25 protein-coding genes are annotated in these 26,517 nt (G+C 71.4%); 10 read left to right on the top strand and 15 right to left on the bottom strand.

Annotation, left to right across the window (positions count from 1 at the left end; genetic code table 11):
• From ASC56_RS26395 to ASC56_RS26405, 3 genes are all read right to left on the bottom strand, one after another.
• Window positions 1–250, bottom strand: a 250-nt coding sequence (locus ASC56_RS26395) for a helix-turn-helix domain-containing protein (RefSeq protein ID WP_159039704.1), incomplete at its 3' end; no start/stop codon positions are given.
• Between the two features lie 388 nt (window positions 251–638).
• Window positions 639–1,865 (bottom strand): serine hydrolase, encoded by a 1,227-nt coding sequence (locus tag ASC56_RS26400; protein ID WP_055494054.1) that lies wholly within the window; start codon window positions 1,863–1,865, stop codon window positions 639–641.
• 128 nt (window positions 1,866–1,993) lie between these two features.
• Entirely contained in the window at window positions 1,994–2,572 is a 579-nt protein-coding gene (locus ASC56_RS26405; protein ID WP_055494055.1) for a TetR/AcrR family transcriptional regulator, read from the bottom strand.
• Window positions 2,573–2,645: 73 nt separating this feature from the next.
• On the opposite strand from ASC56_RS26405, the gene ASC56_RS26410 reads away from it, so the two are divergent.
• The gene (locus tag ASC56_RS26410) at window positions 2,646–3,095 is read left to right on the top strand and encodes a PPOX class F420-dependent oxidoreductase (protein ID WP_055494056.1); all 450 of its coding nucleotides are present in this window, start codon (window positions 2,646–2,648) and stop codon (window positions 3,093–3,095) included.
• 10 nt (window positions 3,096–3,105) lie between these two features.
• Here ASC56_RS26410 and ASC56_RS26415 read toward each other — a convergent pair whose 3' ends face one another.
• Both ASC56_RS26415 and ASC56_RS26420 read right to left on the bottom strand, forming a co-directional pair.
• Entirely contained in the window at window positions 3,106–4,131 is a 1,026-nt protein-coding gene (locus ASC56_RS26415; RefSeq protein ID WP_107309359.1) for a DUF6745 domain-containing protein, read from the bottom strand.
• A gap of 50 nt (window positions 4,132–4,181) precedes the next feature.
• Window positions 4,182–4,508 carry a hypothetical protein gene (locus ASC56_RS26420; protein ID WP_055494058.1) on the bottom strand — a complete coding sequence of 109 codons (327 nt, stop codon included), beginning with the start codon at window positions 4,506–4,508 and terminating at the stop codon, window positions 4,182–4,184.
• A 199-nt stretch (window positions 4,509–4,707) separates the two neighbouring features.
• On the opposite strand from ASC56_RS26420, the gene ASC56_RS26425 reads away from it, so the two are divergent.
• The 6 genes from ASC56_RS26425 (at window position 4,708) to ASC56_RS26450 (ending at window position 10,575) form a co-directional block, all read left to right on the top strand.
• Complete coding sequence (locus ASC56_RS26425; RefSeq protein WP_055494059.1) at window positions 4,708–5,664, top strand: STM4015 family protein; 957 nt, start codon at window positions 4,708–4,710, stop codon at window positions 5,662–5,664.
• Window positions 5,665–5,674: 10 nt separating this feature from the next.
• The gene (locus ASC56_RS26430) at window positions 5,675–6,886 is read left to right on the top strand and encodes an STM4014 family protein (protein WP_199836073.1); all 1,212 of its coding nucleotides are present in this window, start codon (window positions 5,675–5,677) and stop codon (window positions 6,884–6,886) included.
• A 76-nt stretch (window positions 6,887–6,962) separates the two neighbouring features.
• Complete coding sequence (locus ASC56_RS26435) at window positions 6,963–7,790, top strand: STM4013/SEN3800 family hydrolase (RefSeq protein ID WP_055494265.1); 828 nt, start codon at window positions 6,963–6,965, stop codon at window positions 7,788–7,790.
• Window positions 7,787–9,160, top strand: coding sequence for an STM4012 family radical SAM protein (locus ASC56_RS26440; RefSeq protein ID WP_055494060.1), 1,374 nt, complete (start codon window positions 7,787–7,789; stop codon window positions 9,158–9,160). The genes ASC56_RS26435 and ASC56_RS26440 overlap by 4 nt, the downstream gene beginning before the upstream one ends.
• Before the next feature lie 11 nt (window positions 9,161–9,171).
• Complete coding sequence (locus tag ASC56_RS26445; RefSeq protein ID WP_055494061.1) at window positions 9,172–10,071, top strand: STM4011 family radical SAM protein; 900 nt, start codon at window positions 9,172–9,174, stop codon at window positions 10,069–10,071.
• Window positions 10,072–10,224: 153 nt separating this feature from the next.
• Window positions 10,225–10,575 (top strand): VOC family protein, encoded by a 351-nt coding sequence (locus ASC56_RS26450; protein ID WP_055494062.1) that lies wholly within the window; start codon window positions 10,225–10,227, stop codon window positions 10,573–10,575.
• 87 nt (window positions 10,576–10,662) lie between these two features.
• Here the strand turns inward: ASC56_RS26450 and ASC56_RS26455 are convergent, their stop codons facing one another.
• Both ASC56_RS26455 and ASC56_RS26460 read right to left on the bottom strand, forming a co-directional pair.
• Complete coding sequence (locus tag ASC56_RS26455) at window positions 10,663–12,015, bottom strand: MFS transporter (protein ID WP_055494063.1); 1,353 nt, start codon at window positions 12,013–12,015, stop codon at window positions 10,663–10,665.
• A 248-nt stretch (window positions 12,016–12,263) separates the two neighbouring features.
• A complete protein-coding gene (locus ASC56_RS26460; protein WP_055494064.1) occupies window positions 12,264–12,929 on the bottom strand; it encodes a TetR/AcrR family transcriptional regulator in 666 nt (221 codons plus the stop codon).
• A gap of 207 nt (window positions 12,930–13,136) precedes the next feature.
• Between ASC56_RS26460 and ASC56_RS26465 the strand changes: the two genes are divergently transcribed.
• Window positions 13,137–14,012 (top strand): shikimate dehydrogenase, encoded by an 876-nt coding sequence (locus ASC56_RS26465; RefSeq protein WP_199836079.1) that lies wholly within the window; start codon window positions 13,137–13,139, stop codon window positions 14,010–14,012.
• A 23-nt stretch (window positions 14,013–14,035) separates the two neighbouring features.
• Window positions 14,036–15,826 carry a bifunctional sugar phosphate isomerase/epimerase/4-hydroxyphenylpyruvate dioxygenase family protein gene (locus ASC56_RS26470; RefSeq protein ID WP_055494066.1) on the top strand — a complete coding sequence of 597 codons (1,791 nt, stop codon included), beginning with the start codon at window positions 14,036–14,038 and terminating at the stop codon, window positions 15,824–15,826.
• 39 nt (window positions 15,827–15,865) lie between these two features.
• On the opposite strand, the gene ASC56_RS26475 is transcribed toward ASC56_RS26470, so the two are convergent.
• The 8 genes from ASC56_RS26475 to tkt form a co-directional block, all read right to left on the bottom strand.
• On the bottom strand, window positions 15,866–16,321 hold the full coding sequence (locus ASC56_RS26475) for a tellurite resistance TerB family protein (protein ID WP_055494067.1): 456 nt from the start codon (window positions 16,319–16,321) through the stop codon (window positions 15,866–15,868).
• Between the two features lie 85 nt (window positions 16,322–16,406).
• A complete protein-coding gene (locus tag ASC56_RS26480; protein ID WP_055494068.1) occupies window positions 16,407–17,012 on the bottom strand; it encodes a histidine phosphatase family protein in 606 nt (201 codons plus the stop codon).
• A gap of 7 nt (window positions 17,013–17,019) precedes the next feature.
• The gene (gnd, locus tag ASC56_RS26485; protein ID WP_055494069.1) at window positions 17,020–17,907 is read right to left on the bottom strand and encodes a phosphogluconate dehydrogenase (NAD(+)-dependent, decarboxylating); all 888 of its coding nucleotides are present in this window, start codon (window positions 17,905–17,907) and stop codon (window positions 17,020–17,022) included.
• Window position 17,908: 1 nt separating this feature from the next.
• A complete protein-coding gene (gene pgi, locus ASC56_RS26490; protein WP_055494070.1) occupies window positions 17,909–19,573 on the bottom strand; it encodes a glucose-6-phosphate isomerase in 1,665 nt (554 codons plus the stop codon).
• Window positions 19,566–20,501 carry a glucose-6-phosphate dehydrogenase assembly protein OpcA gene (gene opcA, locus ASC56_RS26495; protein ID WP_055494071.1) on the bottom strand — a complete coding sequence of 312 codons (936 nt, stop codon included), beginning with the start codon at window positions 20,499–20,501 and terminating at the stop codon, window positions 19,566–19,568. Before opcA ends, pgi begins: the two co-directional genes overlap by 8 nt.
• A complete protein-coding gene (zwf, locus tag ASC56_RS26500; RefSeq protein ID WP_055494072.1) occupies window positions 20,498–22,201 on the bottom strand; it encodes a glucose-6-phosphate dehydrogenase in 1,704 nt (567 codons plus the stop codon). The genes opcA and zwf overlap by 4 nt, the downstream gene beginning before the upstream one ends.
• Window positions 22,198–23,343 (bottom strand): transaldolase, encoded by a 1,146-nt coding sequence (gene tal / locus ASC56_RS26505; RefSeq protein WP_055494073.1) that lies wholly within the window; start codon window positions 23,341–23,343, stop codon window positions 22,198–22,200. Before tal ends, zwf begins: the two co-directional genes overlap by 4 nt.
• Window positions 23,344–23,362: 19 nt before the next feature.
• On the bottom strand, window positions 23,363–25,438 hold the full coding sequence (tkt, locus tag ASC56_RS26510) for a transketolase (RefSeq protein WP_055494074.1): 2,076 nt from the start codon (window positions 25,436–25,438) through the stop codon (window positions 23,363–23,365).
• Window positions 25,439–25,583: 145 nt separating this feature from the next.
• Between tkt and ASC56_RS26515 the strand changes: the two genes are divergently transcribed.
• A complete protein-coding gene (locus ASC56_RS26515; RefSeq protein ID WP_055494075.1) occupies window positions 25,584–26,471 on the top strand; it encodes an AraC family transcriptional regulator in 888 nt (295 codons plus the stop codon).
• Window positions 26,472–26,517: the final 46 nt, after the last annotated feature.

A 26,517-nucleotide genomic window follows, 5' to 3' on the forward strand; every position in this document is an offset into this window, starting at 1 on the left:
GGCCGCCCTTGTACTTCGGATAGAGCGAGTCGAACCCGTCCGCGTTGAAGTTGTGGATCACATCTCTGACCCGGTCCGGGCTGGTGAACGTCACCTCGGCGATCTTCGCCACGGGCATGCCCTGCGCGGATAACAGCACCATCTGGGCCCGCCGCCAGGTCACCACCGAACCGGTGCCCCTACGGACGATCCGCAGCAACCGCCTGCCCTCGTCGTCATCGATCTCCCGGACCTGCACACGTTCAGCCACGCGATCATTCTGGCCGTCCGGCGCCGCCCAGGACAGCAACAGAGCGGCGCCTCATCGCAGGGCGAACGTTGCTTGATGCGGCACTAGTGCTGCGACCGGAAAGGTTCACCGGCTCGCGACGCCCGGCACGGCACCTCGCCGCGTTGTCGCATCGCCCGAGTACATCCAGTACGCGGGCGACGCTCCGCCTTGCGATGCACCGCACCGGACGCCGCGAGCTTCCCGGCAAACCTTTCCGGCCACGGCACTAGGCAGTTCTCGGGCACCATCTACAGCACGGATTCGGTGCCCACCGATCAACGACGGACCTACTGGCGCGAAGCCCTGTCCCGTACATTCGCCGCGGTGGACATCGCCGTCTGGTCCACGCGAGGCCGCACGGTGAGCGTCAGCCGGACACGGCCTCGTGGACCAGCCGCTTCAGTTCCGGGTACACCGTGTGCGAGCCGGTGGGGCGCAGCTGGGTGAGGAACTGCACCGTCAGGTCGTGGTGCGGGTCCACCCAGAACGTCGTCGTGGCCACTCCGCTCCAGCCGAACGTGCCCAGCACCGCGGGCGACCGGGTGAGCTCGGGGTCGGTGACGACGGAGACGCCCAGGCCGAAGCCGAGGCCCGCCTTACTGGGCTGGCGGTGGACCTGGCTGCCGAAGGAGCGCAGGTCGGCACCGCCCGGGAGGTGGTTCGTCGTCAGCCTGGCCACCGTGTCGGCGCTGAGCAGGCGGACGCCGTCCAGTTCGCCACGGCGGCGGAGGAACTCCATGAAGCGGTGGTAGTCGTGCGCCGTGGCCACCATGCCGCCGCTGCCGGAGAGAAGCCGGGGGCGGCCGTGCAGGGGCAGGCCCGGGACCGGGGCGATACCCCCGTCCTCCGTCTCGCCGTACAGCTCGGCGAGGCGGGGCGCCTGGGCCTCGGTGACGCTCAGACCCGCGTCCCGCATGCCCAGCGGGCCGAAGACCCGTTCGGCGAGGAAGTCGTCGAGGTCCTGACCCGACACCACCTCGATGAGCCGGCCCACGACGTTCGTCGCCACCGAGTAGTTCCACTGTGTGCCCGGCTCGAACTGCAGGGGCAGCCGCGCATACGCCTCGCACGTCCGGGCCAGGTCCGTACCGGGCACCACGGACGACTCGATGCCCGCCTCCCGGTACAGGGCGTCGACGGGATGCGCGTGGTAGAAGCCGAACGTCAGCCCCGCCGTGTGGGTGAGCAGATGGCGGACCAGGATCGGCTGCCGGGCGGGGCGGGTCCGGACGTCCGGGCCGGAACCGTCGACGTACACCCGTGGATCGGCGAAGGCCGGCAGGAACTCGGCCACGGGCGTGTCCAGCCCGAAGCGGCCCTCCTCCATGAGGATCAGTGCCGCGACCGACGTGACCGGCTTGGTCATCGAGTACATCCGCCACAGCGTGTCGGTCTCGACCGGAAGCCTTCCCTCGACGTCACGGTGACCATAGGCGGTGAGGTGGGCTGTGCGGCCGTGCCGGGAGACGGCCACCAGATAGCCGGGCAGCCGACCGTCGTCGACCTCGTGTGCGAAGTGCTGGTCGAGTCGGGCCAGCGCCTTGGGGTCGAGGCCGACCTCGTCCGGCTCCACCTCTTGCCGCAGATGTCCCATCGTTCTCCTTGGTCTCTCCCGGTGCCTCGCCAGGGCCTCCGGGTCCAACATGACATGGTCCGCCACGGGACCGGGGACGATCACCGCGCCGACCACGCTGCCCCCGGGGGCCGGCCGCCGGTGCGCTCTCACTCGGCCTCCGGACCGAGATGGGCGTCCAGGGCGGTGCGCAGCAGAGGCATGACGTCGTCGGCGCCGGTGGCGAGTTGGAGGCTGCCCCAGCTCCACAACTGCGCGATGCCGTGCAGGTTCGCCAGCAGGGATCCCGCGACGAGCCGCGCGTCGGCGTCCGGCCTGGCCCGGCCGACCAGGTCCACCAACTGGGAGAACAGCGGAAGGCTCGTCTCGCGCAGCCCCAGATGACCGCTCTCCAGGAGATCATGACGGAACATCAGTTCGTGCATGCCCCGGTGGGTCAGCGCGAACTCCAGGTAGGCGTGCGCCAGCGCGGTGAGGCGCTCCCGGGGGCTCGCCACGCCCTCGCCGACCGCCTCGGCCGCCCGCGTCGCCAGGTCGGTGAAGCCCCGGCGCGCGATGGCCGACAGCAACTCCAGATGGGTCGGGAAGTAACGGCGCGGTGCCCCGTGGGAGACGCCCGCCCGCCGGGCGATCTCCCGCAGGGTCAGCGCCTGGGCGCCCTCCGTGGCCACCAGGGCGACGCCGACATCGATCAGCCGGGCCCGCAGTCCTGTCTCCAGCTCGCTCATGGACACTGTCTACCAGCATGTAGACAGTGTCTACTAAGGAATGTGTGGCTCTGCCGAGCGAGTTGACCGAGGTATGACTCAGGACGCCACACAGGACGCGCTGCTCGCACTGCTCTCCGAGGGCCATGGCGGGGTGCTGGTCACCCTCAAACGCGACGGCCGCCCCCAGCTGTCGAACGTCAGCCACGCCTACGACCCTCACGAGCGCATCATCCGGGTCTCGATCACGGACGACCGCGCCAAGACCCGCAATCTGCGCCGCGACCGACGGGCCTCGTACCACGTGACCGGCCCCGACCGACGGGCGTACACGGTCGCCGAGGGCACGGCCGACCTCTCGCCCGTCGCGCAGGACCCCCACGACGAGACGGTCGAGGAACTCGTCCGGCTCTACCGCGACGTCCTCGGCGAGCATCCCGACTGGGACGACTACCGAGCCGCCATGGTCCGCGACCGCCGGCTCGTCCTGCGGCTGCGTGTCGAGCGCGCGTACGGCATTCCCCTGGACGCGCCGGGAACGTGACGTCGGGGGCTCATGTCTCGCGCACCGGGGCGTACACCTCCGCGTCGAGCCCGAAGGTCCAGGCCACTCCCTCCCTGGCCGTGCGGGTCGTCGGCGGCACCCGAAGCCAGTACGTACGTCGCGTACCGTCCGGTTCCGGTGTGGAGTTGAGCACCTCCACCATCACGACCGGCTCGTCGCCCACCAGATCGACGCGCCAGAGCGTGCCGGTCCCGTCCCGGTGCACGGGCCGGGCGCCGGAGTCGGCCAGATAGCGGTCGTAGCCGTAGTGCTCCAGCATGACCCGGCGCAGCTCGGCGTTCTCCTCGGCGCGGATCCGATCCGGGGTCAGCGCACGCAGCTCCTCCAGGAAGGCGGCCGGCACCCGCATGCCGCGCCAGGCGTACAGGGCGAAGCCGTCCGGGAAGGCGAGCGCCGGACCGTCCGCGCGGTCGAGGCGGCCCGCCTCGTCCCGGTGCAGCGCGACGGGGCGTTCGCACACCACCGCGACCTTCTCGAACGGCCACCACCAGCCTGCGCTGCGGCACACCTGGGCCAGTCCGTCGAGCGGGGCGCGGTCCGTACGGAACGCCGCGAGCCACGGCGCGTCATGCTGTCCCAGCACGGCACCCAGCAGGATCAACCGGATCCGCGCCTCGGTGCGGCGGTCGCCTTCCGCGAGTTCCTCCAGCACGCCGGTCCGGATGCGGTCGACGAGCGCCTGCGTCGAGTCCCACAGGCGGCCGCCGGTCGCCGACCAGCGTGCCGACCAGCCCGAAGCGCCCAGCGCCTCGCTCATACGGCGACGCTCCAGCGCCCAGGGGGCGGTGCGTACCGCCTCGCGCACGTTGGCCCCCGGGTCCGGCATCTCCCGTATCAGGGTGACGCCCTCGCGCGGGGAGCCGGCCCACACCACGCGTTCCGGTTCCGCCAGTCCGGCCCGCCGATACGCCAGCCGCACGCCCTCCTCCGCGTCGGCGCGGTCGGCGGGAACGGCCGCTGTCGCGTACTCCCGCCAGCGCTGGACCTCGTCCACCGGTGCCCCCCGAGTCGTCAACGTCTCCTCCACTACGCTCGGTTCCCCTCCTGTCCTGTCCGCCGGAGCTCTCAGTCCGCCACGATCCGCACGGACCCGGGGACGTACTCGCGCTGCCGGATCACGCGATACCAGCCCTTGGGCAGGGTGATCGGCGCATGCTCCTCGTGCACCACCCGGCCGCCTTCGGGAAGGCGCAGCAGCAGCGGGCCGAACGGGCCCGGCTCACGCACGAGTTCGCCCGGTCCCGCTATCGCATGGGCGTGCCCGGTGACCTCGCCCGACGCCAGGACGAGCCGCCCCCGGGCGTCGCGCGGCTCCTTCGGCGCGTGTGCGACGTGCGGTGGCACCGCCTCGTCCGTGACGGGCACGATCAGCACGTCTCCCTGCCGGTACATGGCTTCCCCCTTCCACCCGGCGCACGGCGCACCGGCTTCATGGGGGAGACAGTACGAGCGGCCACTGACAACCGGCCGGGACGGCGCCCCGCCGCCGTGGGTTGTCAGTGCCTGTTGGTAGAACTGCTGGCGCATCACACAGCGCATCCGTACCGCGCACCCTTACCGCGCATCCGTTTTACACGTCAGGAGCAGCCGCATGACCATCGGCGACCACTTGCAGGAGTTGTACGGGCTGCCCGCCTTCGTCTTCCCCGGGCCCGACGAGAAGCGGCCGCTGCCCGAACCGGACTCCGTGGCCTGGCGGATCACCAGCGACGTCTACGACGCCGACGAGGACTGGGAGGACGCCTTCGCGCGCTTCTGCTCGGCGGTGGACACCACACGCGTGCGCGCCCTGATAGTCGGTGCCTGGCAGGAGGCGTACGACACCGATCCGTCCGCCGTCATCGAGGCACTTGTCGCCGCTCGTGACCGGTTGCCCGACCTGAGGGCGCTGTTCCTCGGCGACATGGTCATGGAGGAGTGCGAGATCTCCTGGATCAACCAGACCGATGTCACCGGGCTGCTGGCCGGCTTCCCCCGGCTGGAGGAGTTCGGCGTGCGCGGGGGATCGGGACTGCGGTTCCCGGCGATCCGCCACGACGAGCTGCGTTCGCTGACGGTGCAGACCGGAGGCCTCCCCGTCGACGTCGTGCGCGGCATCGGCGCGAGCGAGCTGCCCGCGCTGGTCCATCTCGACCTGTGGCTGGGCACGTCGTGGTACGGAGCCGACTGCGAGGTCCCCGACCTGGAGCCGATCCTGTCCGGCACGCGCCTGCCGTCCCTGCGGCACCTGGCGCTGCGCAACAGCGAGATCCAGGACGACGTGGCCGCGGCCCTCGCCTCCGCACCGGTCCTTGCACGCCTGGACGTGCTGGACCTCTCCATGGGCACCCTCAGCGACGAAGGCGCCGTCGCGCTGCTCGGCGGCCAGCCGCTGACCCATCTCAAGAAGCTGGACCTGCACCACCACTACCTCAGCGAGCCCGTCCAGCAGCGCATCCGGCAGACACTCGAACCCGCCGGTGTCGAACTGAACCTCGACCGGGACGACGCCGACGAGGACGAGGACGACGACGGCACGGTCCACCGCTATGTCGCCGTGGGCGAGTGACCGCGACCCCATGAGCCACCCTTCCGCGCCGGCGGACGACCCGCCGGCCCGCTTCGCGGTCGTCGGCAATCCCGAGAACCGCCGGGTCGCGTTGTTCGCGGACGCGGTGCGCGCGGCCGGGCTGCCCGCACCGCGTGTCGTGTCCTGGAAGGACGTGCTGCGCACGGGCGGGGCCGACTTCTCCGGGCAGGAGATCGTCCGGGTCGACTCGCCCGGCGAGAACGCCGACGTCGACCTTCTGCTGCGCGGCGCGCAGGACCCCACACGCGTGGAGGGCTCGGCCCGCTGGTACGCGGGCTTCATGGCGGCGTCGCGCACTCTGCGGGGCGGCATCCGCCTCGACGACCCGGACGAGCTGGCGGTGCTGTTCGACAAGCGGCGCTGCCACGCCGTCCTGCACGCGGCGGGAGTCCCGGTCCCGGCTTCTCCCACCTCCGGTCCCTCGGGCGCGGCGGTGGGCGGCTGGGACGACGTGCGCGCGCTGATGCGTGAGCACCGCATGCCACGGCTCTTCGTGAAGCTCGCGCACGGCTCCTCGGCCTCCGGTGTGCTCGCTGTCGAATCGGCGGCCACGGGCCGGATCAGGGCCACCACGTCCGTCGAACTCACCCCCGACGGACGGCTGTTCAACTCCCTGAAGGTGCGCCGCTACGACCGGGAGGGGGACATCGCGGCCATCGTGGACGCACTCGCCCCGGACGGGCTGCACCTGGAGCGCTGGTGGCCCAAGGCCGCACAAGGGGGTCGCGCCGCCGACCTGAGGGTGGTCGTCGTGGACGGGAGGGTCACCCACGCGGTGGTGCGCACCAGCGCCTCGCCACTGACCAACCTCCATCTCGGCGGCAGCCGCGGAGACCTCACCGCGGCACGGGGAGCCGTCGAGTCGGCCGGCGCCCACTGGGCCGACGTTCTCGCCGTGTGCGAGCGGGCCGCAGCCTGCTTCCCCCGCACCCTCTGCGTCGGGGTCGACCTGCTGCCGGCCGTCGGGTGGCGCCGGGTCGCGGTCGGCGAGGTCAACGCCTTCGGCGATCTCCTGCCCCGGCTCACCGGGCTGCCCGGAAGCGGAGCCGAGGGCCTCGACACCTACGCGGCCCAAGTGGCGGCGGCCCTGCGGCGCCGCGAGCACGCCCGGCCGGCCACCGCCGCGCACCACCGCCGGGGCCAAGCGCCCACCACCTCGCCCCACCGGAACAGAACGGAAGACGACCATGTCATCGCGTGAACCGACGCCCCCGTCGCCGCGCCCGCCCCACGGCGCCGACGCGGCCCCACGACCCGTGGCGCCCGGCGAACCGGACATGAACGAGATCGTCGGCAGCCACGACCTGCTGCTCGTCACCCTCGACACGCTGCGTCACGACGTCGCGGCCGAACTGGCCGCGGCCGGGCGCATCCCGAACCTGGCCCGCCATCTGCCCGGCGGACGCTGGGAGCAGCGGCACGCCCCCGGCAGCTTCACCTACGCCTCCCACCAGGCCATCTTCGCGGGCTTCCTGCCGACCCCCGCGGCACCCGGCGCGCATCCCCGCCTCTTCGCGGCGAGCTTCGCCGGCAGTGAGACCACCGCGGACCGCACGTACGTCTACGACACCCCGGATCTCGTCTCCGGCCTCGAACAGGTGGGGTACCGCACGGTGTGCATCGGCGGAGTGGGCTTCTTCAACAAGCGGGGCCCGCTCGGCTCGGTGCTGCCCGGCCTCTTCCAGGAGTCCCACTGGGAGCCGGAGTTCGGGGTCGCCTCACCGACGTCGTTCGAGTCGCAGGTGGCGTGCGCCGAGCGGGTCGTGCGCCAACTGCCCACCGAGCAGCGGCTGTTCCTCTTCGTGAACGTTGCGGCTCTGCACCAGCCCAACTGGTTCCACCTGCCGGGGGCCACCCGGGAGGCCGGCGACTCCCGCGCCACGCACGCCGCGGCCCTGGAGTACGTGGACCGGCACATCGGCCGCCTGTTCGCCGCCGCGAGCAGCAGGCGCCGCTGTTTCGCGATCGTCTGCTCCGACCATGGCACCGCTTACGGAGACGACGGCTACACCGGTCACCGCATAGGCCACGAGTCCGTGTGGACCGTGCCCTACGCCCACTTCGTCCTCGACCCCGCCGCCCTTCCCGCGGAGGCCGCCCGATGACCACCGCGACCCGGCAGGGCCCCGGCGCCGACCGGCTGCCCCAGGAGGGCCCGTACCAGAGCTATGTGTACGCCTACCCGCACAAGACCGCCTACCGGAAGCTCCCCGAGCGCCCCTCGCTGCGGACGCTGTGGACGGCGGAGCCGAAGGACGCCCTCTCGCTCTACCTGCACATCCCCTTCTGCGAAGTCCGCTGCGGATTCTGCAACCTGTTCACCCGTATCGGCGCCCCCGACGGTCTGACCAGCGCCTATCTCGACGCCCTGGACCGCCAGGCGAGCGCCGTGCGCGCGGCCCTGGGAGAAGAGGAGCGGGTCCGGTTCGCCACCGCGGCCTTCGGTGGCGGCACGCCCACCTTCCTCACGGCCGCCGAACTGGAACGGCTCTGCGACATCGCCGAGCACCGCATGGGGGCCGACCTCGCGGCCGTCCCGCTGTCGGTGGAGGCCTCGCCCGCCACGGCCACCGCCGACCGGCTGGAGGTACTGGCCGCGCGGGGCACCACGCGGCTGAGCCTGGGCGTCCAGAGCTTCGACGACTCCGAGGCCCGAGCGGCCGTACGCCCACAGCGACGGGCTGACGTGGAGGCGGCACTCGGCCGCATACGCGAAGCCCGCATCCCGGTACTGAACATCGACCTGATCTACGGAATCGACGGTCAGACGGACGAGACATGGCTGCGCTCCCTGAACGCGGCCCTGGAATGGCGGCCCGAGGAGCTCTACCTCTACCCGCTCTACATACGGCCCCTGACCGGGCTCGGCAGGCGCGGCACCGGCACCGACCCCGCCTGGGACGAGCAGCGCCTGCGGCTGTACCGCCTGGGCCGCGACCACCTCCTGGCACACGGTTACGAGCAGCGGTCCATGCGCATGTTCCGCCGTGCCGACGCCCCGCCCCAGGGCGCGGACGACTACGCCTGCCAGACCGACGGCATGATCGGGCTGGGCTGCGGCGCCCGCTCCTACACCGCCGGCCTGCACTACTCCTTCGACTACGCCGTCGGCATGCACCAGGTCCGCTCGATCATCGACGACTACGTCGCCCGCCCGGCGGCCGACTTCGCCCACGCCGAGTACGGCCGGCGCATCGACGCGGGCGAGGCCCGCCGACGCCATCTGCTGCAGTCGCTGCTGCAGGCCGACGGCCTGCGGATCGCCGACTATCGCACCAGGTTCGGACGCCTCCCCACCGATGACTTCGGAGCCGAACTGCGGCGATTCGCCGAGCGGGGCTGGCTGGGGGACAGCGGTCCGCGGGTGGAGACGCTGCGGCTGACCCCGGAGGGCCTGGCGCACTCCGACGCCATCGGCCCGGAGCTGTTCTCGCCGGCCGTGCGGGCCGACATGGCCGCCTACGAGGGGAAGTGACGGCTCGCTCCATGGACCTGACGCTCCTGTACCGCGGTCCCCTGGCGTCCTGCGACTACGACTGTCCCTACTGCCCGTTCGCCAAGCGGCGCGACAGCCGGGAGCAGTTGCACACCGACCGCCGCTGCCTGGAACGGTTCGCCGGGTGGGCCGCCGCCCGGACCGATGACCGGCTCTCGGTACTGTTCACCCCCTGGGGCGAGGGCCTGGTGCGCTCCTGGTACCGGCGCACCCTGGTCGAGCTGTCGCACCGGGCGCACATCCGCCGCGTGGCGATCCAGACCAACCTCAGCTGCCGCACCGACTGGCTCGCGGACGCCGATCTCGACACCCTGGCCCTGTGGTGCACGTACCACCCGGGACAGACTCCCTACGACCGGTTCCTGGCCAAGTGCCAGGACCTGGCCCGGCGCGGGGTCCGCTTCAGTGTCGGTGTCGTCGGCCTGCCCGAACACCTGGAGCAGGCCCGGCGCCTGCGCGCCGATCTGCCCGAGCAGGTGTACCTGTGGGTCAACGCGGCCGAGGGCCATACGTACGACGACGCGGAAGCCGGGCACTGGACGGCCCTGGATCCCCTCTTCCCCTACAGCCGTCACCCCCACGCCAGCGCGGGCCTGCCCTGCCGCACCGGTGAATCCGTGCTCTCGGTCGACGGCGACGGCACGGTCCGCCGCTGCCACTTCGTCCGCACGGAGCTCGGCAACCTCTACGACGGCTCGTACCGGACCGCGCTGCGCCCCCGTCCCTGCCCGCTCGCGGTGTGTGACTGCCACATCGGCTATGTGCACCTCGAAACCCTGCCGCTCTACGACGTGTTCGCGGGCGGCGTGCTGGAACGCATACCCGCGCTGACGACCGTGGCGCGGCAGCTCGGACCGCTGCTCGACGCGAGCGTCGAACGGAACGACTGACCGCCGGGCCCGCACCCGGCCGCGTCGGACCCGGTTGGCCGCGCAGGCGCGGCGTGCGTCCCGAGAGCCCTTCGGGCGACCGGAACGGGGCTTCGCATCGACCTCCGCGTGCCGCGCTTGCCGCCCGTGCGGGCCCGCCCGTAACGTCCGCACGTGATCAATGGGGCACACGTCGTGATCTACTCCCGCGACGCCGAGGAGGACCGGGCCTTCTTCCGGGACGTCCTCGGCTGGCCGCACGTGGACGCCGGCCGCGGCTGGCTCGTCTTCAAGGCCCCGCCGGCCGAAGTCGCTCTCCACCCGGCCGACGGCGAACCGTGGCACGAGCTGATGCTGATGTGCGACGACCTCGACGTCACGATGGCCGAACTCACCGCGAAGGGCGTCGAGTTCACCCGCCCGGTCGTCGAGGCCCGCTGGGGTCGGCTCACCGGCTTCCGGCTCCCGGGCGGGGGCGAGATCGGCCTGTACGAGCCGCTCCACCCGGTGGCGCTCGGGCTGTGACCCACGGGCCTTCGGCCCGCGGTGCCCCGCCCGGCGGACCGGATCCCCGACCGGAGCGGTGCCGGGGACCCGGGTGAACGCGGTGTCTCAGGCCGTGACCGTCTCCCGGCTGGAGGCCTCGCGCGCCGGGTGCTCGCCGAGCCGCTCCGTCGGCACCTTGTGGGTCTCACGGGCGGTGAGGGCGGCGACGACCGGGGGAAGACACAGGGCCGCGGAGAACAGGGCCACCGAGAACCAGTCGGTCCCGTTCGGGCCCGCGATCTGCGCGGCGAAGGTGACCGCGAACCCGGCGACCGCGAAGCCGATCTGCGTACCGATCGCCATGCCGGACAGCCGGACCCGGGTCGGGAACATCTCGCCGTAGAAGGAGGGCCAGACGCCGTTCGCCGCGCTGTAGACGACGCCGAAGGCGACGATCCCGAGGAGCAGGGTCAGCGGATAGGAGCCGGTCGAGATCGCCCACAGGTACAGGAACATCGTCACGGCGCTGCCGACCGCGCCGATCAGATACACCGGGCGACGGCCGATACGGTCGGACAGCATGGCCCACAGCGGAATGGCGGCCAGCGCGACGAGGTTGGCGAGTGCGCCGACCCACAGCATGGAGGAGCGCCCCATCCCGACCGGCTCGCTGGTCGCGTACGCCAGCGCCCAGACGGTGAAGATCGTCGAGACCGAGGCGATGAGCGCACCCGCCACCACCCGCAGCACGTCCGCCCAGTGCTCACGCAGCAGCACCGCCAGGGGCAGCCTCGCGACGCCCTCGGTGGTGGCCTGCTGGGCGAAGGCCGGCGTCTCCGCGAGCCCCCGGCGGATGACGTAGCCGACGACGGCGACCGCGATGCTCAGCCAGAACGGGACCCGCCAGCCCCAGGACACCAGCTGGCTCTCGGGGAGCGCGGCGACCGGGATGAACACGAGCGTGGCGATGAGCTGTCCGCCCTGGGTGCCGCTGAGCGTGAAGCTGGTGAAGAAGCCGCGCCGGTGCGGTGGTGCGTGTTCCAGGCTCATGGAGCCGGCGCTGGCCTGCTCGCCCGCCGCCGAGATGCCCTGCAGGACGCGGCACAGCACCAGCAGCACCGGGGCGAGGCCCCCGACCTGGGCGCGCGTGGGCAGACAGCCGATGAGGAACGTCGACAGACCCATCAGGATCAGCGTGAAGACCATGATCTTCTTACGGCCGAGGCGGTCGCCGAAGTGGCCGAGGAAGAGCGCGCCGATGGGGCGGGCCGCGTAGGCGACGCCGAAGGTGGCCAGCGAGAGCAAGGTCGCGGTGGCCGGGTCGGAGGCGTCGAAGAAGACCTTGGGGAAGATCAGGGCGGCCGCGCTGCCGTAGAGGAAGAAGTCGTAGTACTCCAGGGCGCTGCCGATCCAGGCGGCCGTCGCGGCCTTCTTCGGCTGGCCGGGCGGGGCGTCCGGGGGTGCGGCGGGGACAGACACGGCGTGCTCCTTCGAGGGGACTCCGACGTAAGCGGAGTCAGGGGCAGGGAGGGGCAGGGAGGGGCAGGGCGAGGAGGGAGTGCCGGATCCCTGGGGTGACGGGGCGGCCGTGCCGGGTGCTACCCGGCTAATTAACCCACTGGGTAGTTAGTAGTGGGTTGGCCAGTGATGTTGCGCCGACGTTTCCCGGGTGTCAAGAGGTCGCGCCGAACGCTCTTCGCCGGACCCGGTCGCCGACGGCGTTCGGCTCAGTCCTCCGTGCGATCCGCCGTCAGATACGCGATGACCATGTCACCGAGCATCCTGCGGTAGTGCTCCCGCTGGTCGGCGGCCACCAGGTCCCGGCCGAAGAGGGCCCCGAACGTATGCCGGTTGGCGACCCGGAAGAAGCAGAACGAGCTGATCAGCGCGTGCAGGTCGACGGCGTCGACGTCCGCCGTGAACAGCCCCGAGGCGCGGCCCGCCGCCAGGATGCGGCCGGTCACCTCCAGGGCGGGCGAGCCGATCGTGCCCAGCTCCTCGGACGCGGCGATGTGCTCGGCGCCGTGGATGTTCTCGATGCTCACCAGGCGGATGAAGTCGGGGTGCCGCTCATGGTGGTCGAAGGTGAGCTCGGCGAGCCGGCGGATGGCCGCGACCGGGTCCAGGTGCTCGACGTCCAGCTCCTGCTCCGCCTGGCGGATCACCCCGTACGCCCGCTCCAGGACGGCCGTGAACAACTGCTCCTTGCCGCCGAAGTAGTAGTAGATCATCCGCTTCGTGGTGCGGGTGCGGGCGGCGATCTCGTCGACCCTGGCCCCGTCGTACCCGGCGCGCGCGAACTCCTGCGTCGCCACGTCGAGGATCTCGGCCTTCGTGCGGGCGGCGTCGCGGATGCGGCCGCCTGGTCGTGCCGGTTCGTCGACGCTGGTCATCGGGTTCCTTCGGGCGTGGGGCAGGTCTGCCGGCTCGTGCGCCTCCGGGGCGCCCCTGCGGCTCACTCGCGTGCCCGCGATTGTAGAAGCCCGTTCGCGCCTGCGTGGAAGCCCGTTCGTGCCGCGTTCCCCGAGAGGTCTTCCCCTGCCCCGGGACGGCTGCTATGACTAACGTACTAGTTCGTACATTGCTGTAGGAGGACCATGGTGCCCCAGGACTCGTATCTCGTCGGCCTCATCGGCTCGGGCATCGGTCCCTCGCTCAGCCCCGCGCTGCACCAGCGGGAGGCCGACCGCCAAGGGGTGCGCTACCTCTACCGGCTGATCGACATCGACCGCCTCGGCGTCGGCGCGGAGGCCGTCGGCGACCTCGTGCGGGCCGCCCGCGACCTGGGCTTCGACGGACTGAACATCACTCACCCGTGCAAGCAGCTCGTCATCCCGCACCTCGACGCGCTCGCCCCACAGGCCGAGGCCCTCGGCGCGGTCAACACCGTCGTCTTCGAGGACGGCCGCGCCGTCGGCCACAACACGGACGTCACCGGTTTCGCCGCCTCCTTCGCCCGCGGGCTGCCCGACGCCCCGCTGGAGCGGGTGGCGCAACTGGGCGCGGGCGGAGCGGGTGCGGCCGTCGCGCACGCCCTGCTGACGCTCGGCGCCGGACACCTCACCGTCGTCGACGCGCTGCCCGACCGCGCGGCCGGTCTCGCCGCCGCCCTGAAGCGGCACTTCGGCGCCGAGCGCGCGGCCGCGGCCGGCCCCGAGGCGCTGCCGGCACTGCTGGGGGACGCCGACGGCATCGTGCACGCCACCCCCACCGGCATGGCAGCCCACCCCGGCCTGCCGCTCCCGGCCGAGCTGCTGCACCCCGGTCTGTGGGTCGCCGAGGTGGTCTACCGCCCGCTGGAGACCGAACTGCTGCGCACCGCCGGCGCGCTCGGCTGCGCCACGCTCGACGGTGGTGGCATGGCCGTCTTCCAGGCCGCGGACGCATTCCGCCTGTTCACTGGCCGGGAGCCCGACTCCACGCGCATGCTCACGGACATCGCCGAGCTGGCCGGGGCCGCCGGCGCCCGCAACTAGGTCGCTTCTGGAGGGAAGCCATCGTGCGTACGTCCATCGCCACCGTCTCGCTCAGCGGATACCTGACCGAGAAGCTCACGGCCGCCGCCCGGGCCGGCTTCGACGGCGTCGAGATCTTCGAGAACGACCTGCTCGCCAGTCCCCTGACCCCGGAGGAGGTCCGGGCGCGCTGCGCCGACCTAGGGCTGACCATCGACCTCTACCAGCCGCTGCGCGACATCGAGGCCGTCCCCGCGGACGAGTTCGAGCGCAGTCTGCGCCGGGCCCGGCACAAGTTCGAGCTGATGAACCGGCTCGGCGCGGACACCGTCCTGGTCTGCTCCAGCGTCTCCCCGCTCGCCGAGGACGACGACGCCCTCGCGGCCCGGCAGCTGCGCCGGCTCGCCGACCTCGCCCAGGAGTTCGGGATCCGTGTCGCCTACGAGGCACTGGCCTGGGGGCGGCACGTCAGTACGTACGACCACGCGTGGCGCATCGTCGAGGCGGCGGACCACCCCGCGCTCGGCACCTGCCTCGACAGCTTCCACATCCTGGCCCGGGGCAGCGACCCCCGGGGCATCGAGGACATCCCCGGCGAGAAGATCTTCTTCCTGCAGCTGGCCGATGCTCCGCTGATGGCCATGGACGTCCTGCAGTGGAGCCGGCACTACCGCTGCTTCCCCGGTCAGGGCGGCCTCGACGTCGCCGGGCTGCTCGGCCATGTGATGCGCGCCGGCTACACCGGACCGCTGTCCCTGGAGGTCTTCAACGACGTCTTCCGGCAGGCCGAGTCCGGCCCCACCGCCGTGGACGCGCGGCGGTCCCTGCTCGTCCTGCAGGAGGCGACCGGGCTCGCCACCCCGCCGCCGCCCGTCGTGCCGACCGGTGTCGCCTTCGCCGAACTCGTCACCGCGGACATCGATCCGGTCGCCGCGGTCCTCGGCGCGCTCGGCTTCGCCCGCACAGCCCGGCACCGCACCAAGCCCGTGGACCTCTGGGAGCAGGGCCGGGCCCGCGTCCTCGTCAACACCGGGCCGGCCGCGCGCCGCGACGGCACCGCGCTCGCCGCCGTCGGCCTCGTATCACCCGACCCGACGGCCGCCGCCCGCCGCGCCGAGGTCCTCCTCGCACCGGTCCTGCCGCGTCGGCGCGCCGCACAGGACGCGCCGCTGGAGGCGGTGGCCGCGCCCGACGGCACGGAGCTGTTCTTCTGCGCATCCGACCGGCCCGAACCGGCCGGCTGGCGGCGCGACTTCGAGGACGTGCCGCACGAGCCCCCGGCCCCCGCGGTGGACCGCATCGACCACCTCGCCCTCACCCAGCCCTGGCACCAGTTCGACGAGGCGGCCCTCTTCCACCGCAGCGTGCTCGGACTGCACGCCCAGGACAGTGTGGATGTCGCCGACCCGTACGGACTGCACCGCAGCCGCGCCGTCACCAACGCCGACGGCAGCGTACGCATCGCCCTGAGCGTCGGACCCGCGCCCACCGACGACGGCGCCCGCGCGCAGCACATCGCGCTCGCCACCGGGGATGTGGTCGCGGCCGCCCGGCGCTTCCGCGAGGCGGGCGGCCGGCTCCTGGAGGTGCCCGCGAACTACCACGACGACCTGGCGGCCCGGTACGAGTTCGCCGACGGCGAGCTGGAGACGTACCGCGACCTGGGGATCCTCTACGACCGCGACGCGGACGGCACCTTCCGCCACTGCTACACACAGACCGTCGGCCGTGTCTTCTTCGAACTGGTCCAGCGGGACGGCGGATACCGGGGCTACGGCGCCGCGAACGCACCGGTGCGGCTGGCCGCGCAGCACGGGGGGCGGCCGGTGCGCTGACGGTGGCCGGACGTCCTCCGGTCCTAGGGCTCTTCCGCCCTAGAGGTCGAACTCGTGCGGCGGCAGGTCGAGCGCGAAGCACGCCTCCCGGACGACCGCCTGCTCGTCCTTGTCGAAGTCCCCGTCGGCGCCACCGATGACGATGCCGATCTGGATCACGGCACGGGCCTCGGTGGGCTTCTTCTTCGCCTTGCCGATCTCCTGCAACACGCTGACCTTGCCGAAATCGAAGTCCGCGGCCAACTTGTTCAGGTTGTCCTCGAAACGGCGGTGCAGGTCGTCGGCAGGGAAGTTCTGCAGCACCTCGTTGGTGGCGATGAGCTGGGCGACGCGCCGGCGCTCGGACGGGTCCACCGTGCCGTCAGCCGCCGCCACGAGCGCGCACATCGCCATGCTCGCGTCACGGAACGCCCCGCTCTTCAGATCGTTCTTCTTCGCCAGCAGTTGGGTCTGCATCGTCGACGCGGATTCCCTGATGCGGTCCCACAGGGCCATGAGAACTCCCTACGTAGTCGAGGCCGGCCCGCCCCCTGGGGGAGCGGGCCGCACACCTCTGGTTTCTACGGCAACGTAGGACCAACTAGTGGGGGCCCGCGGAAGTTCCGGCCGCGTTCCACTCCGCGATCACGGGCCGGCCGTGCTCGGTGGACAGACGGCTGACGGTGCCGGTCGCGAGCTGGAACAGCCGCCCCTCGGCGGCCGACAGGCCCAGACGGCGGGCGGTCAGCACCCGCAGGAAGTGGGCGTGGGCCACGAGGACCACATCGCCCTCGGCGAGGGCGGGCACGATGCGCGCCAGCACGCGGTCGGCGCGTGCCCCGACCTCGTCCGGCGACTCGCCGGGATGCCCGGGCGGCCCCGGTGCCACCCCGTCGGTCCACAGGCACCAGTCGGGACGGGTCCGGTGGATCTCGGCGGTGGTGATCCCCTCGTAGCCGCCGTAGTCCCACTCGTGCAGCTCGGGATCGGGTACGGCGCCGGACAGGCCGGCGAGGTCCGCGGTGCGTATCGCGCGGCCGAGGGGGCTGGTGAGAGTGCGTGTGAAGGTGTGCCCGGCGAGCAGCGGGGCGAGGGACTTGGCCTGTTCCTCGCCCCGTTGGGTGAGCGGGAGGTCTGTCCAGCTGGTGTGCTGACCCGACAGGCTCCACTCGGTCTCGCCGTGGCGGACCAGAAGGAGGTCGCCCATGGTGCGCCTAGTCCGCGGACTCGACGGACTCGACGGGGTGACCGCCGAACTGCTTGCGCAGCGCCGCGACCATCTTCATCTGCGGCGACTCCTGCTGCCGGGAGGCGAACCGGGCGAACAGGGACGCCGTGATCGCGGGCAGCGGCACCGCGTGGTCGATGGCCGCCTCGACGGTCCAGCGGCCCTCGCCGGAGTCCTCGGCGAAGCCGCGCAGCTTGTCCAGGTGCTCGTCCTCGTCCAGGGCGTTGACCGCGAGGTCCAGCAGCCAGGAGCGGATCACCGTGCCCTGCTGCCAGGAGCGGAAGACCTCGCGGACGTTCTCCACGGACTCGACCTTCTCCAGCAGCTCCCAGCCCTCGGCGTAGGCCTGCATCATCGCGTACTCGATGCCGTTGTGGACCATCTTCGAGAAGTGGCCCGCACCCACCTTGCCCGCGTGGACGAACCCGTAGGGGCCCTCCGGCTTGAGCGCGTCGAAGATCGGCTTCAGCCGGTCCACGTGCTCCTTGTCGCCCCCGACCATCAGGGCATAGCCGTTCTCCAGGCCCCACACGCCGCCGGAGACTCCGGCGTCCACGAACCCGACGCCCTTGGCGCCCAGTTGCTCGGCGTGCTTCTCGTCGTCGGTCCAGCGGGAGTTGCCGCCGTCGACCACGGTGTCGCCGGGGGAGAGCAGGCCGGCGAGCTCGTCGATCGTGGACTGGGTGGGAGCGCCGGCCGGGACCATCACCCACACCACGCGCGGAGCTTCCAGCTTCTCGACCAGTTCGGTGAGACTGTTGACGTCGGAGACGTCGCGGTTGCGGTCGTAGCCGATGACGGTGTGGCCCGCGCGGCGGATCCGCTCGCGCATGTTGCCACCCATCTTGCCGAGGCCGATCAGTCCGATCTGCATGTCAGTTCACTTCTCCCTGAGCGCTCTTGAGCGTGCGGTAGGCGGCCACGAGGGCGGCGGTGGACGGATCGAGACCGGGGACGTCCGCGCCCTCGGTCAGGGCGGGCTCCACGCGCTTGGCGAGGACCTTGCCGAGTTCGACGCCCCACTGGTCGAAGGAGTCGATGTTCCAGATCGCGCCCTGGACGAACACCTTGTGCTCGTAGAGGGCGATGAGCTGGCCGAGGACCGACGGGGTCAGCTCGGCGGCCAGGATCGTGGTGGTGGGGTGGTTGCCCTTGAAGGTGCGGTGCGGCACCTGCTCCTCCGGCACACCCTCCGCCCGTACCTCCTCGGCGGTGTTGCCGAAGGCCAGCGCCTGGCCCTGGGCGAACAGGTTGGCCATCAACAGGTCGTGCTGGGCCCTGAGTCCCGCGCTCAGCTCGTCCACCGGCCGGGCGAAGCCGATGAAGTCGGCCGGGATCAGCTTGGTGCCCTGGTGGATGAGCTGGTAGTAGGCGTGCTGTCCGTTGGTGCCGGGCGTGCCCCACACCACCGGCCCGGTCTGCCACTCCACCGGGTGGCCGTCACGGTCCACGGACTTGCCGTTGGACTCCATGTCCAGCTGCTGCAGGTAGGCGGTGAACTTGGACAGGTAGTGCGAGTACGGCAGCACCGCGTGCGACTGGGCGTCGAGGAAGTTGCCGTACCACACGCCCAGCAGGCCGAGCAGCAGCGGGGCGTTGGCCTCGGCGGGGGCGCTGCGGAAGTGCTCGTCGACGATGCGGAAGCCGTCCAGCATCTCCCGGAACCGCTCCGGCCCGATGGCGATCATCAGCGACAGGCCGATCGCCGAGTCGTACGAGTAGCGGCCGCCGACCCAGTCCCAGAACTCGAACATGTTGTCCGGGTCGATACCGAACTCGGTGACCTTGCCGGCGTTCGTCGAGAGGGCGACGAAGTGCTTGGCGACCGCCTTCTCGTCGCCGTCCAGCCCGGCCAGCAGCCAGGACCGCGCCGAGGTCGCGTTCGTGATCGTCTCGATGGTGGTGAAGGTCTTGGACGCGACGATGAACAGCGTCTCGGCCGGGTCCAGGTCACGCGTGGCCTCGTGCAGATCGGCGCCGTCCACGTTGGAGACGAACCGGAAGGTCAGCGAGCGCTCGGTGTAGGCGCGCAGCGCCTCGTACGCCATCGCCGGACCCAGGTCCGAGCCGCCGATGCCGATGTTGACGACGTTGCGGATCCGCTTGCCCGTGTGACCGCTCCACTCGCCCGAGCGGACCCGGTCGGCGAAGGCGGCCATCCTGTCGAGCACCGCGTGGACCTTGGGCACCACGTTCTCGCCCTCGACCTCGATCACCGCGTCCCGCGGCGCCCGCAGCGCGGTGTGCAGGACGGCCCGGTCCTCGGTGACGTTGATCCGCTCGCCGCGGAACATGGCGTCCCTGAGGCCGAACACGTCGGTGGCGGTGGCCAGTTCCTGGAGCAGGGCGAGGGTCTCGTCGGTGATCAGGTGCTTGGAGTAGTCGATGAGCAGGTCGCCGACGCGCACCGTGTAGCGCCGGGCGCGCCCGGGGTCGCTCTCGAACAGCTCGCGCAGGTTCGGGTGGAGCAGCGCCCCCGCGCGGTGGTCCTCCAGGGCCGTCCACTCGGGACGGCGGGTGAGCCTGGGACGGTCAGACATGGTGGGCGTTCTCCTTGCCGGCCTCGCCGCGCAGGGCGATGGCGTACATCTCGTCCGCGTCGAGGCGACGCAGCTCCTCGGAGATCAGTTCGGAGGTGGGGCGCACCTTCAGCGCCATGCTGCGCGGGGGCTGGCCCGGCAGGGTGAGCGTGGCCATCGGGCCCTCGGGCCGGTCGATGACGATCTCACCGTTGTCGGTGCCCAGCCGGACGGCGGTGACCACCGGTCCGCCGGTGACGATCCGGTCGACGGACACCTTCAGGCGCATCTCCAGCCAGCGGGCCAGCAGCTCGGCGCTCGGGTTCTCGGCCTCGCTCTCGACGGCGGCGGAGGTCACCTCCGCACGGGCCTGGTCCAGGGCCGCGGCCAGCATCGACCGCCAGGGCGTCAGCCGGGTCCAGGCCAGGTCGGTGTCGCCCGGCGCGTACGAGGCGGCCCGGGTGGCCAGCGCGGTCAGCGGGGCCTCCACGGCGTACATGTCGGTGATGCGACGCTGTGCGAGGCCACCCAGCGGGTCCCTGGAGGGGTTGTCCGGCGCGTCCACCGGCCACCACACGACGACGGGGGCGTCGGGCAGCAGCAGCGGCAGCACCACCGAGTCCGCGTGGTCGGACACCTCACCGTACAGGCGCAGCACGACCGTCTCGCCGGTGCCGGCGTCGGCGCCCACCCGCACCTCGGCGTCGAGGTGCGAATGCGTGCGATCGCGCGGGATGCGCGAGTGCCGCTTGATGACGACCAGGGTGCGTGAGGGGTGCTCGCGCGAGGCCTCCTCGGCCGCCTTGAGCGCGTCGTAGGCGTTCTCCTCGTCCGTCACGATGATCATCGTCAGGACCATGCCCACGGCGGGGGTGCCGAGGGCTCGGCGGCCCTCCACCAGCGCCTTGTTGATCTTGCTTGACGTAGTGTCGGTCAGGTCGATCTTCATGGCCTGCGCCAGCTCCGTCCGTCTCGTGCGAGCATCTCGTCGGCTTCCTCGGGACCCCAGGTGCCCGCCCGGTACTGCGCGGGCTTGCCCTGCGTCGCCCAGAACCTCTCGATCGGGTCGAGGATCTTCCAGGACTCCTCCACCTCCTCGGTGCGCGGGAAGAGGTTGGCGTCGCCCAGCAGTACGTCCAGGATCAGTCGTTCGTATGCCTCCGGGCTGGACTCGGTGAACGACTCGCCGTAGGCGAAGTCCATCGTGACGTCCCGGATCTCCATCGAGGTACCCGGGACCTTCGAACCGAAGCGCACGGTCATGCCCTCGTCCGGCTGCACCCGGATGACGATCGCGTTCTGGCCCAGCTCCGCGGTGGCCGTGGAGTCGAACGGGGAGTGGGGCGCCCGCTGGAGGACGACCGCGATCTCGGTGACCCGGCGGGCCAGACGCTTGCCGGTGCGCAGGTAGAAGGGAACGCCCGCCCAGCGGCGGTTGTCGATCTCCAGCTTGATCGCCGCGTAGGTGTCCGTGGTGGACCCCGGGTCGATGCCCTCCTCCTCCAGGTACCCGACCACCTTCTCGCCGCCCTGCCAGCCGGCCGCGTACTGCCCGCGCACGGTGTGGCCGCCGAGGTCCTCCGGCAGCTTCGCCGACCTGAGGATCTTCAGCTTCTCGGTGGCCAGTGCCTCGGCGTCGAAGGCGATGGGCTCCTCCATGGCCGTGAGGGCCAGCAGCTGCAGGAGATGGTTCTGGATGACGTCGCGGGCGGCGCCGATGCCGTCGTAGTAGCCGGCGCGGCCGCCGATGCCGATGTCCTCGGCCATGGTGATCTGGACGTGGTCGACGTACGAACGGTTCCAGATCGGCTCGTACAACTGGTTGGCGAAGCGCAGCGCCAGGATGTTCTGGACGGTCTCCTTGCCCAGGTAGTGGTCGATACGGAAGACCTGGTCCGGCTCGAACACGTCGTGCACGATCCGGTTCAGCTCACGCGCGCTCGCCAGGTCGTGGCCGAACGGCTTCTCGATCACCGCGCGCCGCCAGGAGCCCTCCGGCGCCTTGGCGAGCCCGTGCTTCTTGAGCTGCTGGACGACCTGCGGGAAGAACTTCGGCGGGACGGAGAGGTAGAACGCGTAGTTGCCGCCGGTGCCCCGGGTGACGTTCAACTCCTCGATGGCTGCGCGCAGTTGCTCGAACGCCTCGTCGTCGTCGAAGTTGCCCGGGACGAACCGCATGCCCTCGGCGAGCTGCTGCCACACCTCCTCGCGGAACGGCGTACGGCTGTGCTCACGCACGGCCTCGTGCACCACCTGCGCGAAGTCCTGGTCGGCCCAGTCGCGCCGGGCGAAGCCGACGAGCGAGAAGCCCGGCGGCAGCAGACCGCGGTTGGCGAGGTCGTACACGGCCGGCATCAGCTTCTTGCGCGACAAGTCGCCCGTGACACCGAAGATGACCAGACCGGAGGGGCCCGCGATACGGGGGAGACGGCGGTCACGGGGATCGCGCAGCGGGTTCACCCAGTGGTTGGAGGGGGAGGCCGCAGTCGCGGTCCGCCCCTCCTTCGGGGTCTCGTTCCGCCCGGCCTCCTGAGCCTGCGGGGACTTGGCCGCCTCGGCCCCGCTGGTCTCCCGGATCCCGGTCACCGCGGCGTCCTCAGCCGTGGCTGCGCTCTTCGCGGCCGTCCCTTCGGGACGCTCCTTGCTCATTCCGCGTCACCTCCCTTGCCGTTCAGCGACGTCGCCACGGCGTCCAGCAGGTCCTGCCAGGCCACCTCGAACTTGGCGACGCCCTCGTCCTCCAACTGCTTGACGACCTCGTCGTACGAGATCCCGAGCCGCTCCACAGCCGCGAGGTCGGCGCGGGCCTGAGCGTAGCCGCCGGTCACCGTGTCGCCGTGGATGGCGCCGTTGCTCGCGGTGGCGTGGAGGGTGGCCTCCGGCATCGTGTTGACCGTGCCCGGCGCCACCAACTCGTCGACGTACAGGGTGTCCTTGTAGGCCGGGTCCTTCACCCCGGTCGAGGCCCACAGGGGACGCTGCCGGTTGGCCCCGTCGCCGGCCAGCGCGAGCCAGCGCTCACCGCCGAAGACGTCCTCGTACGCCTCGTACGCGAGCCGTGCGTTGGCCAGCGCCGCCCTTCCCTTCAGGGCGAGCGCCTCGTCCGTGCCGAGCTTCGCCAGGCGCTTGTCGATCTCGGCGTCGACGCGGGAGACGAAGAAGGAGGCGACGGAGTGGATGGCGGACAGGTCGAGCCCGGCGGCCCTGGCCTTCTCCAGACCCGCGAGGTAGGCGTCCATGACCGCGCGGTAGCGCTCCAGCGAGAAGATCAGCGTGACATTGACGCTGATACCCCGGCCGACGACCTCGGTGATGGCCGGGAGTCCGGCCTCGGTCGCCGGGATCTTGATCATCACGTTCGGCCGGTCGACCAGCCAGGCCAGCTGCTTGGCCTCGGCGATCGTCGCCCGCGTGCGGTGGGCGAGGCGCGGGTCGACTTCGATGGAGACCCGGCCGTCCCGGCCCTCCGTCGCGTCGTACACGGGCCGCAGGATGTCGGCGGCGGCGCGGACGTCGGCGGTGGTCATCATGCGGACGGCCTCGTCCACCGTCACACGGCGCACGGCCAGATCGGCCAGCTGCTCCTCGTAGCCCTCACCGGAACCGATCGCGGCCTGGAAGATGGAGGGGTTGGTGGTGACGCCCACCACGTGCTTCTGCCGGACGAGTTCGGCGAGGTTGCCGGAGTCGATCCGCTTGCGGGACAGGTCGTCCAGCCAGATCGAGACGCCCTCGTCGGACAGGCGCTTCAAGGGGTCCACTGCTGCGGCTCGTTCGGTCACTGTGATCATCTTCTTTCTTGCGATCGGATCAACCGCGGACGGCGGTGAGGGATTCCCGGGCCGCGGCGGCCACGTTCTCGGCGGTGAAGCCGTACTCGCTGAACAGGGTCCTGGCGTCGGCGGAGGCGCCGAAGTGCTCGAGGGAGACGATGCGTCCGTTCTCACCGACGTACCGGTACCAGGTCAGGGCGATGCCCGCCTCGACCGCCACGCGGGCCTTCACGGACGGCGGAAGGACGCGTTCGCGGTACTCGGCGGTCTGCTCCTCGAACCACTCCACGGACGGCATCGACACCACCCGGGTGCCCACGCCCTCGGCCTCCAGCCGCTCCCGCGCGGCGACGGCGAGCTGCACCTCCGAGCCGGTGGCGATGAGGATGACCTCCGGGGTTTCGGTGGACGACTCCCGCAGAACGTAACCGCCCTTCGCCGCCTCGGGGTTCGGGGCGTACGTCGGCACGCCCTGGCGGGTGAGCGCGAGACCGTGCGGGGCCGGGTCGGTGGAGTGCCGCTTGAGGATCTCGGCCCAGGCGACGGCCGTCTCGTTGGCGTCGGCCGGGCGGACGATGTTCAGGCCCGGTATCGCCCGCAGCGAGGCCAGGTGCTCGACGGGCTGGTGGGTGGGGCCGTCCTCGCCGAGGCCGATGGAGTCGTGCGTCCACACATAGGTGACGGGGAGCTGCATCAGGGCCGACAGGCGCACGGCGTTGCGCATGTAGTCGGAGAAGACCAGGAAGGTACCGCCGTAGATGCGCGTGTTGCCGTGCAGCGCGATGCCGTTCATCTCCGCGGCCATGGAGTGCTCGCGGATGCCGAAGTGAACGGTGCGGCCGTACGGGCTCGCCTGCGGCAGCGGGTTGCCCTTCGGCAGGAAGGAGCTGTTCTTGTCGATGGTCGTGTTGTTCGAACCGGCCAGGTCGGCGGATCCGCCCCACAGCTCGGGGATGACCGCGCCCAGCGCCTGCAGCACCTTGCCGGAGGCGGCACGGGTGGCGACGGACGCCCCCTCCTCGAAGACCGGCAGCGCCTCCTCCCAGCCCTCCGGCAGTTGGCCGGCCACGATGCGGTCGAACAGCTTCGCGCGCTCCGGCTGGGCGGTGCGCCACTCGGCGATCCGCTTGTCCCAGGCCGCGTGCGCCTCGGCACCGCGGTCCAGGGCCCGCCGGGTGTGGGCGAGGACCTCGTCGGCGACCTCGAAGGTCTTCGCGGGGTCGAAGCCGAGGACGCGCTTGGTGGCCGCGACCTCCTCCGCGCCGAGCGCCGAGCCGTGCGCGGCCTCGGTGTTCTGTGCGTTCGGGGCGGGCCAGGCGATGATCGTGCGCATCGCGATGATCGAGGGGCGCTCGGTCTCGGCCTGCGCCGCCCTGAGCGCCGTGTACAGCGCGTGGACGTCGATGTCACCGCTCTCGGCGGGCTCGATGCGCTGCACATGCCAGCCGTAGGCCTCGTACCGCTTCAGCACGTCCTCGGAGAACGCGGTCGCGGTGTCGCCCTCGATGGAGATGTGGTTGTCGTCGTAGAGGAAGACGAGGTTGCCGAGCTTCTGGTGGCCGGCGAGCGAGGATGCCTCGGCGGAGATGCCCTCCTCCAGGTCGCCGTCGGAGACGATCGCCCAGATGGTGTGGTCGAAGGGGGAGGTGCCCTCGGGGGCGTCCGGGTCGAACAGCCCTCGCTCGTAGCGGGCGGCCATCGCCATGCCGACCGCGTTGGCGACGCCCTGGCCGAGCGGACCGGTCGTGGTCTCGACTCCGGCGGTGTGCCCGTACTCGGGGTGGCCGGGCGTCTTCGAACCGTGCGTGCGGAACGCCTTCAGGTCGTCCAGCTCCAGCTCGTATCCGGAGAGGAAGAGCTGTGTGTAGAGGGTCAGCGAGGTGTGGCCGGGGGAGAGGACGAAGCGGTCTCGGCCGGTCCACTCGGGATCGGCGGGATCGTGCCGCATCACCTTTTGAAAGATCGTGTACGCGGCTGGGGCCAGGCTCATCGCGGTGCCAGGGTGGCCGTTGCCGGCCTTCTGCACGGCATCGGCCGCCAGAACGCGGGCGGTGTCGACGGCTCGCCGGTCGAGCTCGGTCCATGCGAATCCGTCGGTGCTCTGCGCACTCATCTTCAAGAAGTCCTCACTGGATGCGTATCGCTGGTGGAACGCCGTCAAACCTAAAAGTCTGACTTTTGCGAGGGAAGGTCCCCCTGTGTCAGCCTTCGGTGAAAGTGGGACAGCGATGGCGTGACCGAGGCGGCGCGAGACGGACATGGCGGACAGAGACATGCAAGACGGTGAGGGGATCAGGACCTACCCCTTCCCGGTCGACCTGAGCGTCTGCCGCGTCGGCATGCAGGTGGGATCCATGGAGCCCGGGCGCGTCTGGCACCGGGACGCGCCGCTCGACCGCGTCCACCGCATCGACTTCCACGTGGTGATGCTCTTCAATGGCGGCCCCGTGACGCACATGGTGGATTTCGCCGATTACCGGGCGAGTGCCGGTGACCTGCTGTGGATCCGCCCGGGTCAGGTCCACCGGTTCTCCCGGACGAGCGAGTACCGCGGCACCGTGCTGACCATGCAGCCCGGATTCCTGCCTCGCGCCACGGTGGAGGCCACGGGCCTGTACCGCTACGACCTGCCGCCGCTGCTGCACCCCCGCCCGGACCAGCTCGCCGGGTTCAAGGCCGCCCTGGCCCACCTCCAGCGCGAGTACGAGGACACCACCACGCTGCCCCTGAGTCTGCACACCGCGGTCCTGCGTCACACCCTGACCGCGTTCCTGCTGCGGCTCTCGCATCTGGCGGCCAGCTCGGCCGAGGCGGCCCGGGGGCAGGCCGACACCATGTTCACCCGGTTCCGGGACGCCGTCGAGAAGGGCTTCGCCACCAACCACAGCGTCAGCGCGTACGCCGACGCCCTCGGCTGCTCCCGCCGCACCCTGGTGCGCGCAGTCCGCGGCGCCACCGGCGAGACCCCCAAGGGCTTCGTCGACAAGCGCGTGATCCTGGAGGCCAAGCGCCTGCTCGCGCACACGGACCTGCCGATAGGCCGGGTCGGCGCCGCCGTGGGCTTCCCCGACCCGGCGAACTTCTCCAAGTTCTTCCACCAGCGCACGGACACGACCCCGGCGGCGTTCCGGGCCGAGCTGAGATGAGAAGGAGGGGGGTGGGCCCTCGGCCCGCCCCCCTCGGTGATGTCCG

This window comes from Streptomyces sp. TP-A0356, assembly GCF_001417775.1.
In the GTDB taxonomy this organism is placed as follows: Bacteria; Actinomycetota; Actinomycetes; order Streptomycetales; family Streptomycetaceae; genus Streptomyces.

Coding starts and splice junctions, on each gene's coding strand:
- ASC56_RS26480 (WP_055494068.1), bottom strand. CDS start 17,012: ATGGGCGACCTCCTTCTGGTCCGCCACGGCGAGACCGAGTGGAGCCTG.
- ASC56_RS26435 (WP_055494265.1), top strand. CDS start 6,963: ATGAACGAGATCGTCGGCAGCCACGACCTGCTGCTCGTCACCCTCGAC.
- zwf (WP_055494072.1), bottom strand. CDS start 22,201: ATGAGCAAGGAGCGTCCCGAAGGGACGGCCGCGAAGAGCGCAGCCACG.
- opcA (WP_055494071.1), bottom strand. CDS start 20,501: ATGAAGATCGACCTGACCGACACTACGTCAAGCAAGATCAACAAGGCG.
- ASC56_RS26410 (WP_055494056.1), top strand. CDS start 2,646: ATGACTCAGGACGCCACACAGGACGCGCTGCTCGCACTGCTCTCCGAG.
- ASC56_RS26475 (WP_055494067.1), bottom strand. CDS start 16,321: ATGGCCCTGTGGGACCGCATCAGGGAATCCGCGTCGACGATGCAGACC.
- gnd (WP_055494069.1), bottom strand. CDS start 17,907: ATGCAGATCGGACTGATCGGCCTCGGCAAGATGGGTGGCAACATGCGC.
- pgi (WP_055494070.1), bottom strand. CDS start 19,573: ATGTCTGACCGTCCCAGGCTCACCCGCCGTCCCGAGTGGACGGCCCTG.
- ASC56_RS26430 (WP_199836073.1), top strand. CDS start 5,675: ATGAGCCACCCTTCCGCGCCGGCGGACGACCCGCCGGCCCGCTTCGCG.
- ASC56_RS26440 (WP_055494060.1), top strand. CDS start 7,787: ATGACCACCGCGACCCGGCAGGGCCCCGGCGCCGACCGGCTGCCCCAG.
- tkt (WP_055494074.1), bottom strand. CDS start 25,438: ATGAGTGCGCAGAGCACCGACGGATTCGCATGGACCGAGCTCGACCGG.
- ASC56_RS26420 (WP_055494058.1), bottom strand. CDS start 4,508: ATGTACCGGCAGGGAGACGTGCTGATCGTGCCCGTCACGGACGAGGCG.
- tal (WP_055494073.1), bottom strand. CDS start 23,343: ATGATCACAGTGACCGAACGAGCCGCAGCAGTGGACCCCTTGAAGCGC.
- ASC56_RS26445 (WP_055494061.1), top strand. CDS start 9,172: ATGGACCTGACGCTCCTGTACCGCGGTCCCCTGGCGTCCTGCGACTAC.
- ASC56_RS26400 (WP_055494054.1), bottom strand. CDS start 1,865: ATGGGACATCTGCGGCAAGAGGTGGAGCCGGACGAGGTCGGCCTCGAC.
- ASC56_RS26405 (WP_055494055.1), bottom strand. CDS start 2,572: ATGAGCGAGCTGGAGACAGGACTGCGGGCCCGGCTGATCGATGTCGGC.
- ASC56_RS26460 (WP_055494064.1), bottom strand. CDS start 12,929: ATGACCAGCGTCGACGAACCGGCACGACCAGGCGGCCGCATCCGCGAC.
- ASC56_RS26425 (WP_055494059.1), top strand. CDS start 4,708: ATGACCATCGGCGACCACTTGCAGGAGTTGTACGGGCTGCCCGCCTTC.
- ASC56_RS26515 (WP_055494075.1), top strand. CDS start 25,584: ATGGCGGACAGAGACATGCAAGACGGTGAGGGGATCAGGACCTACCCC.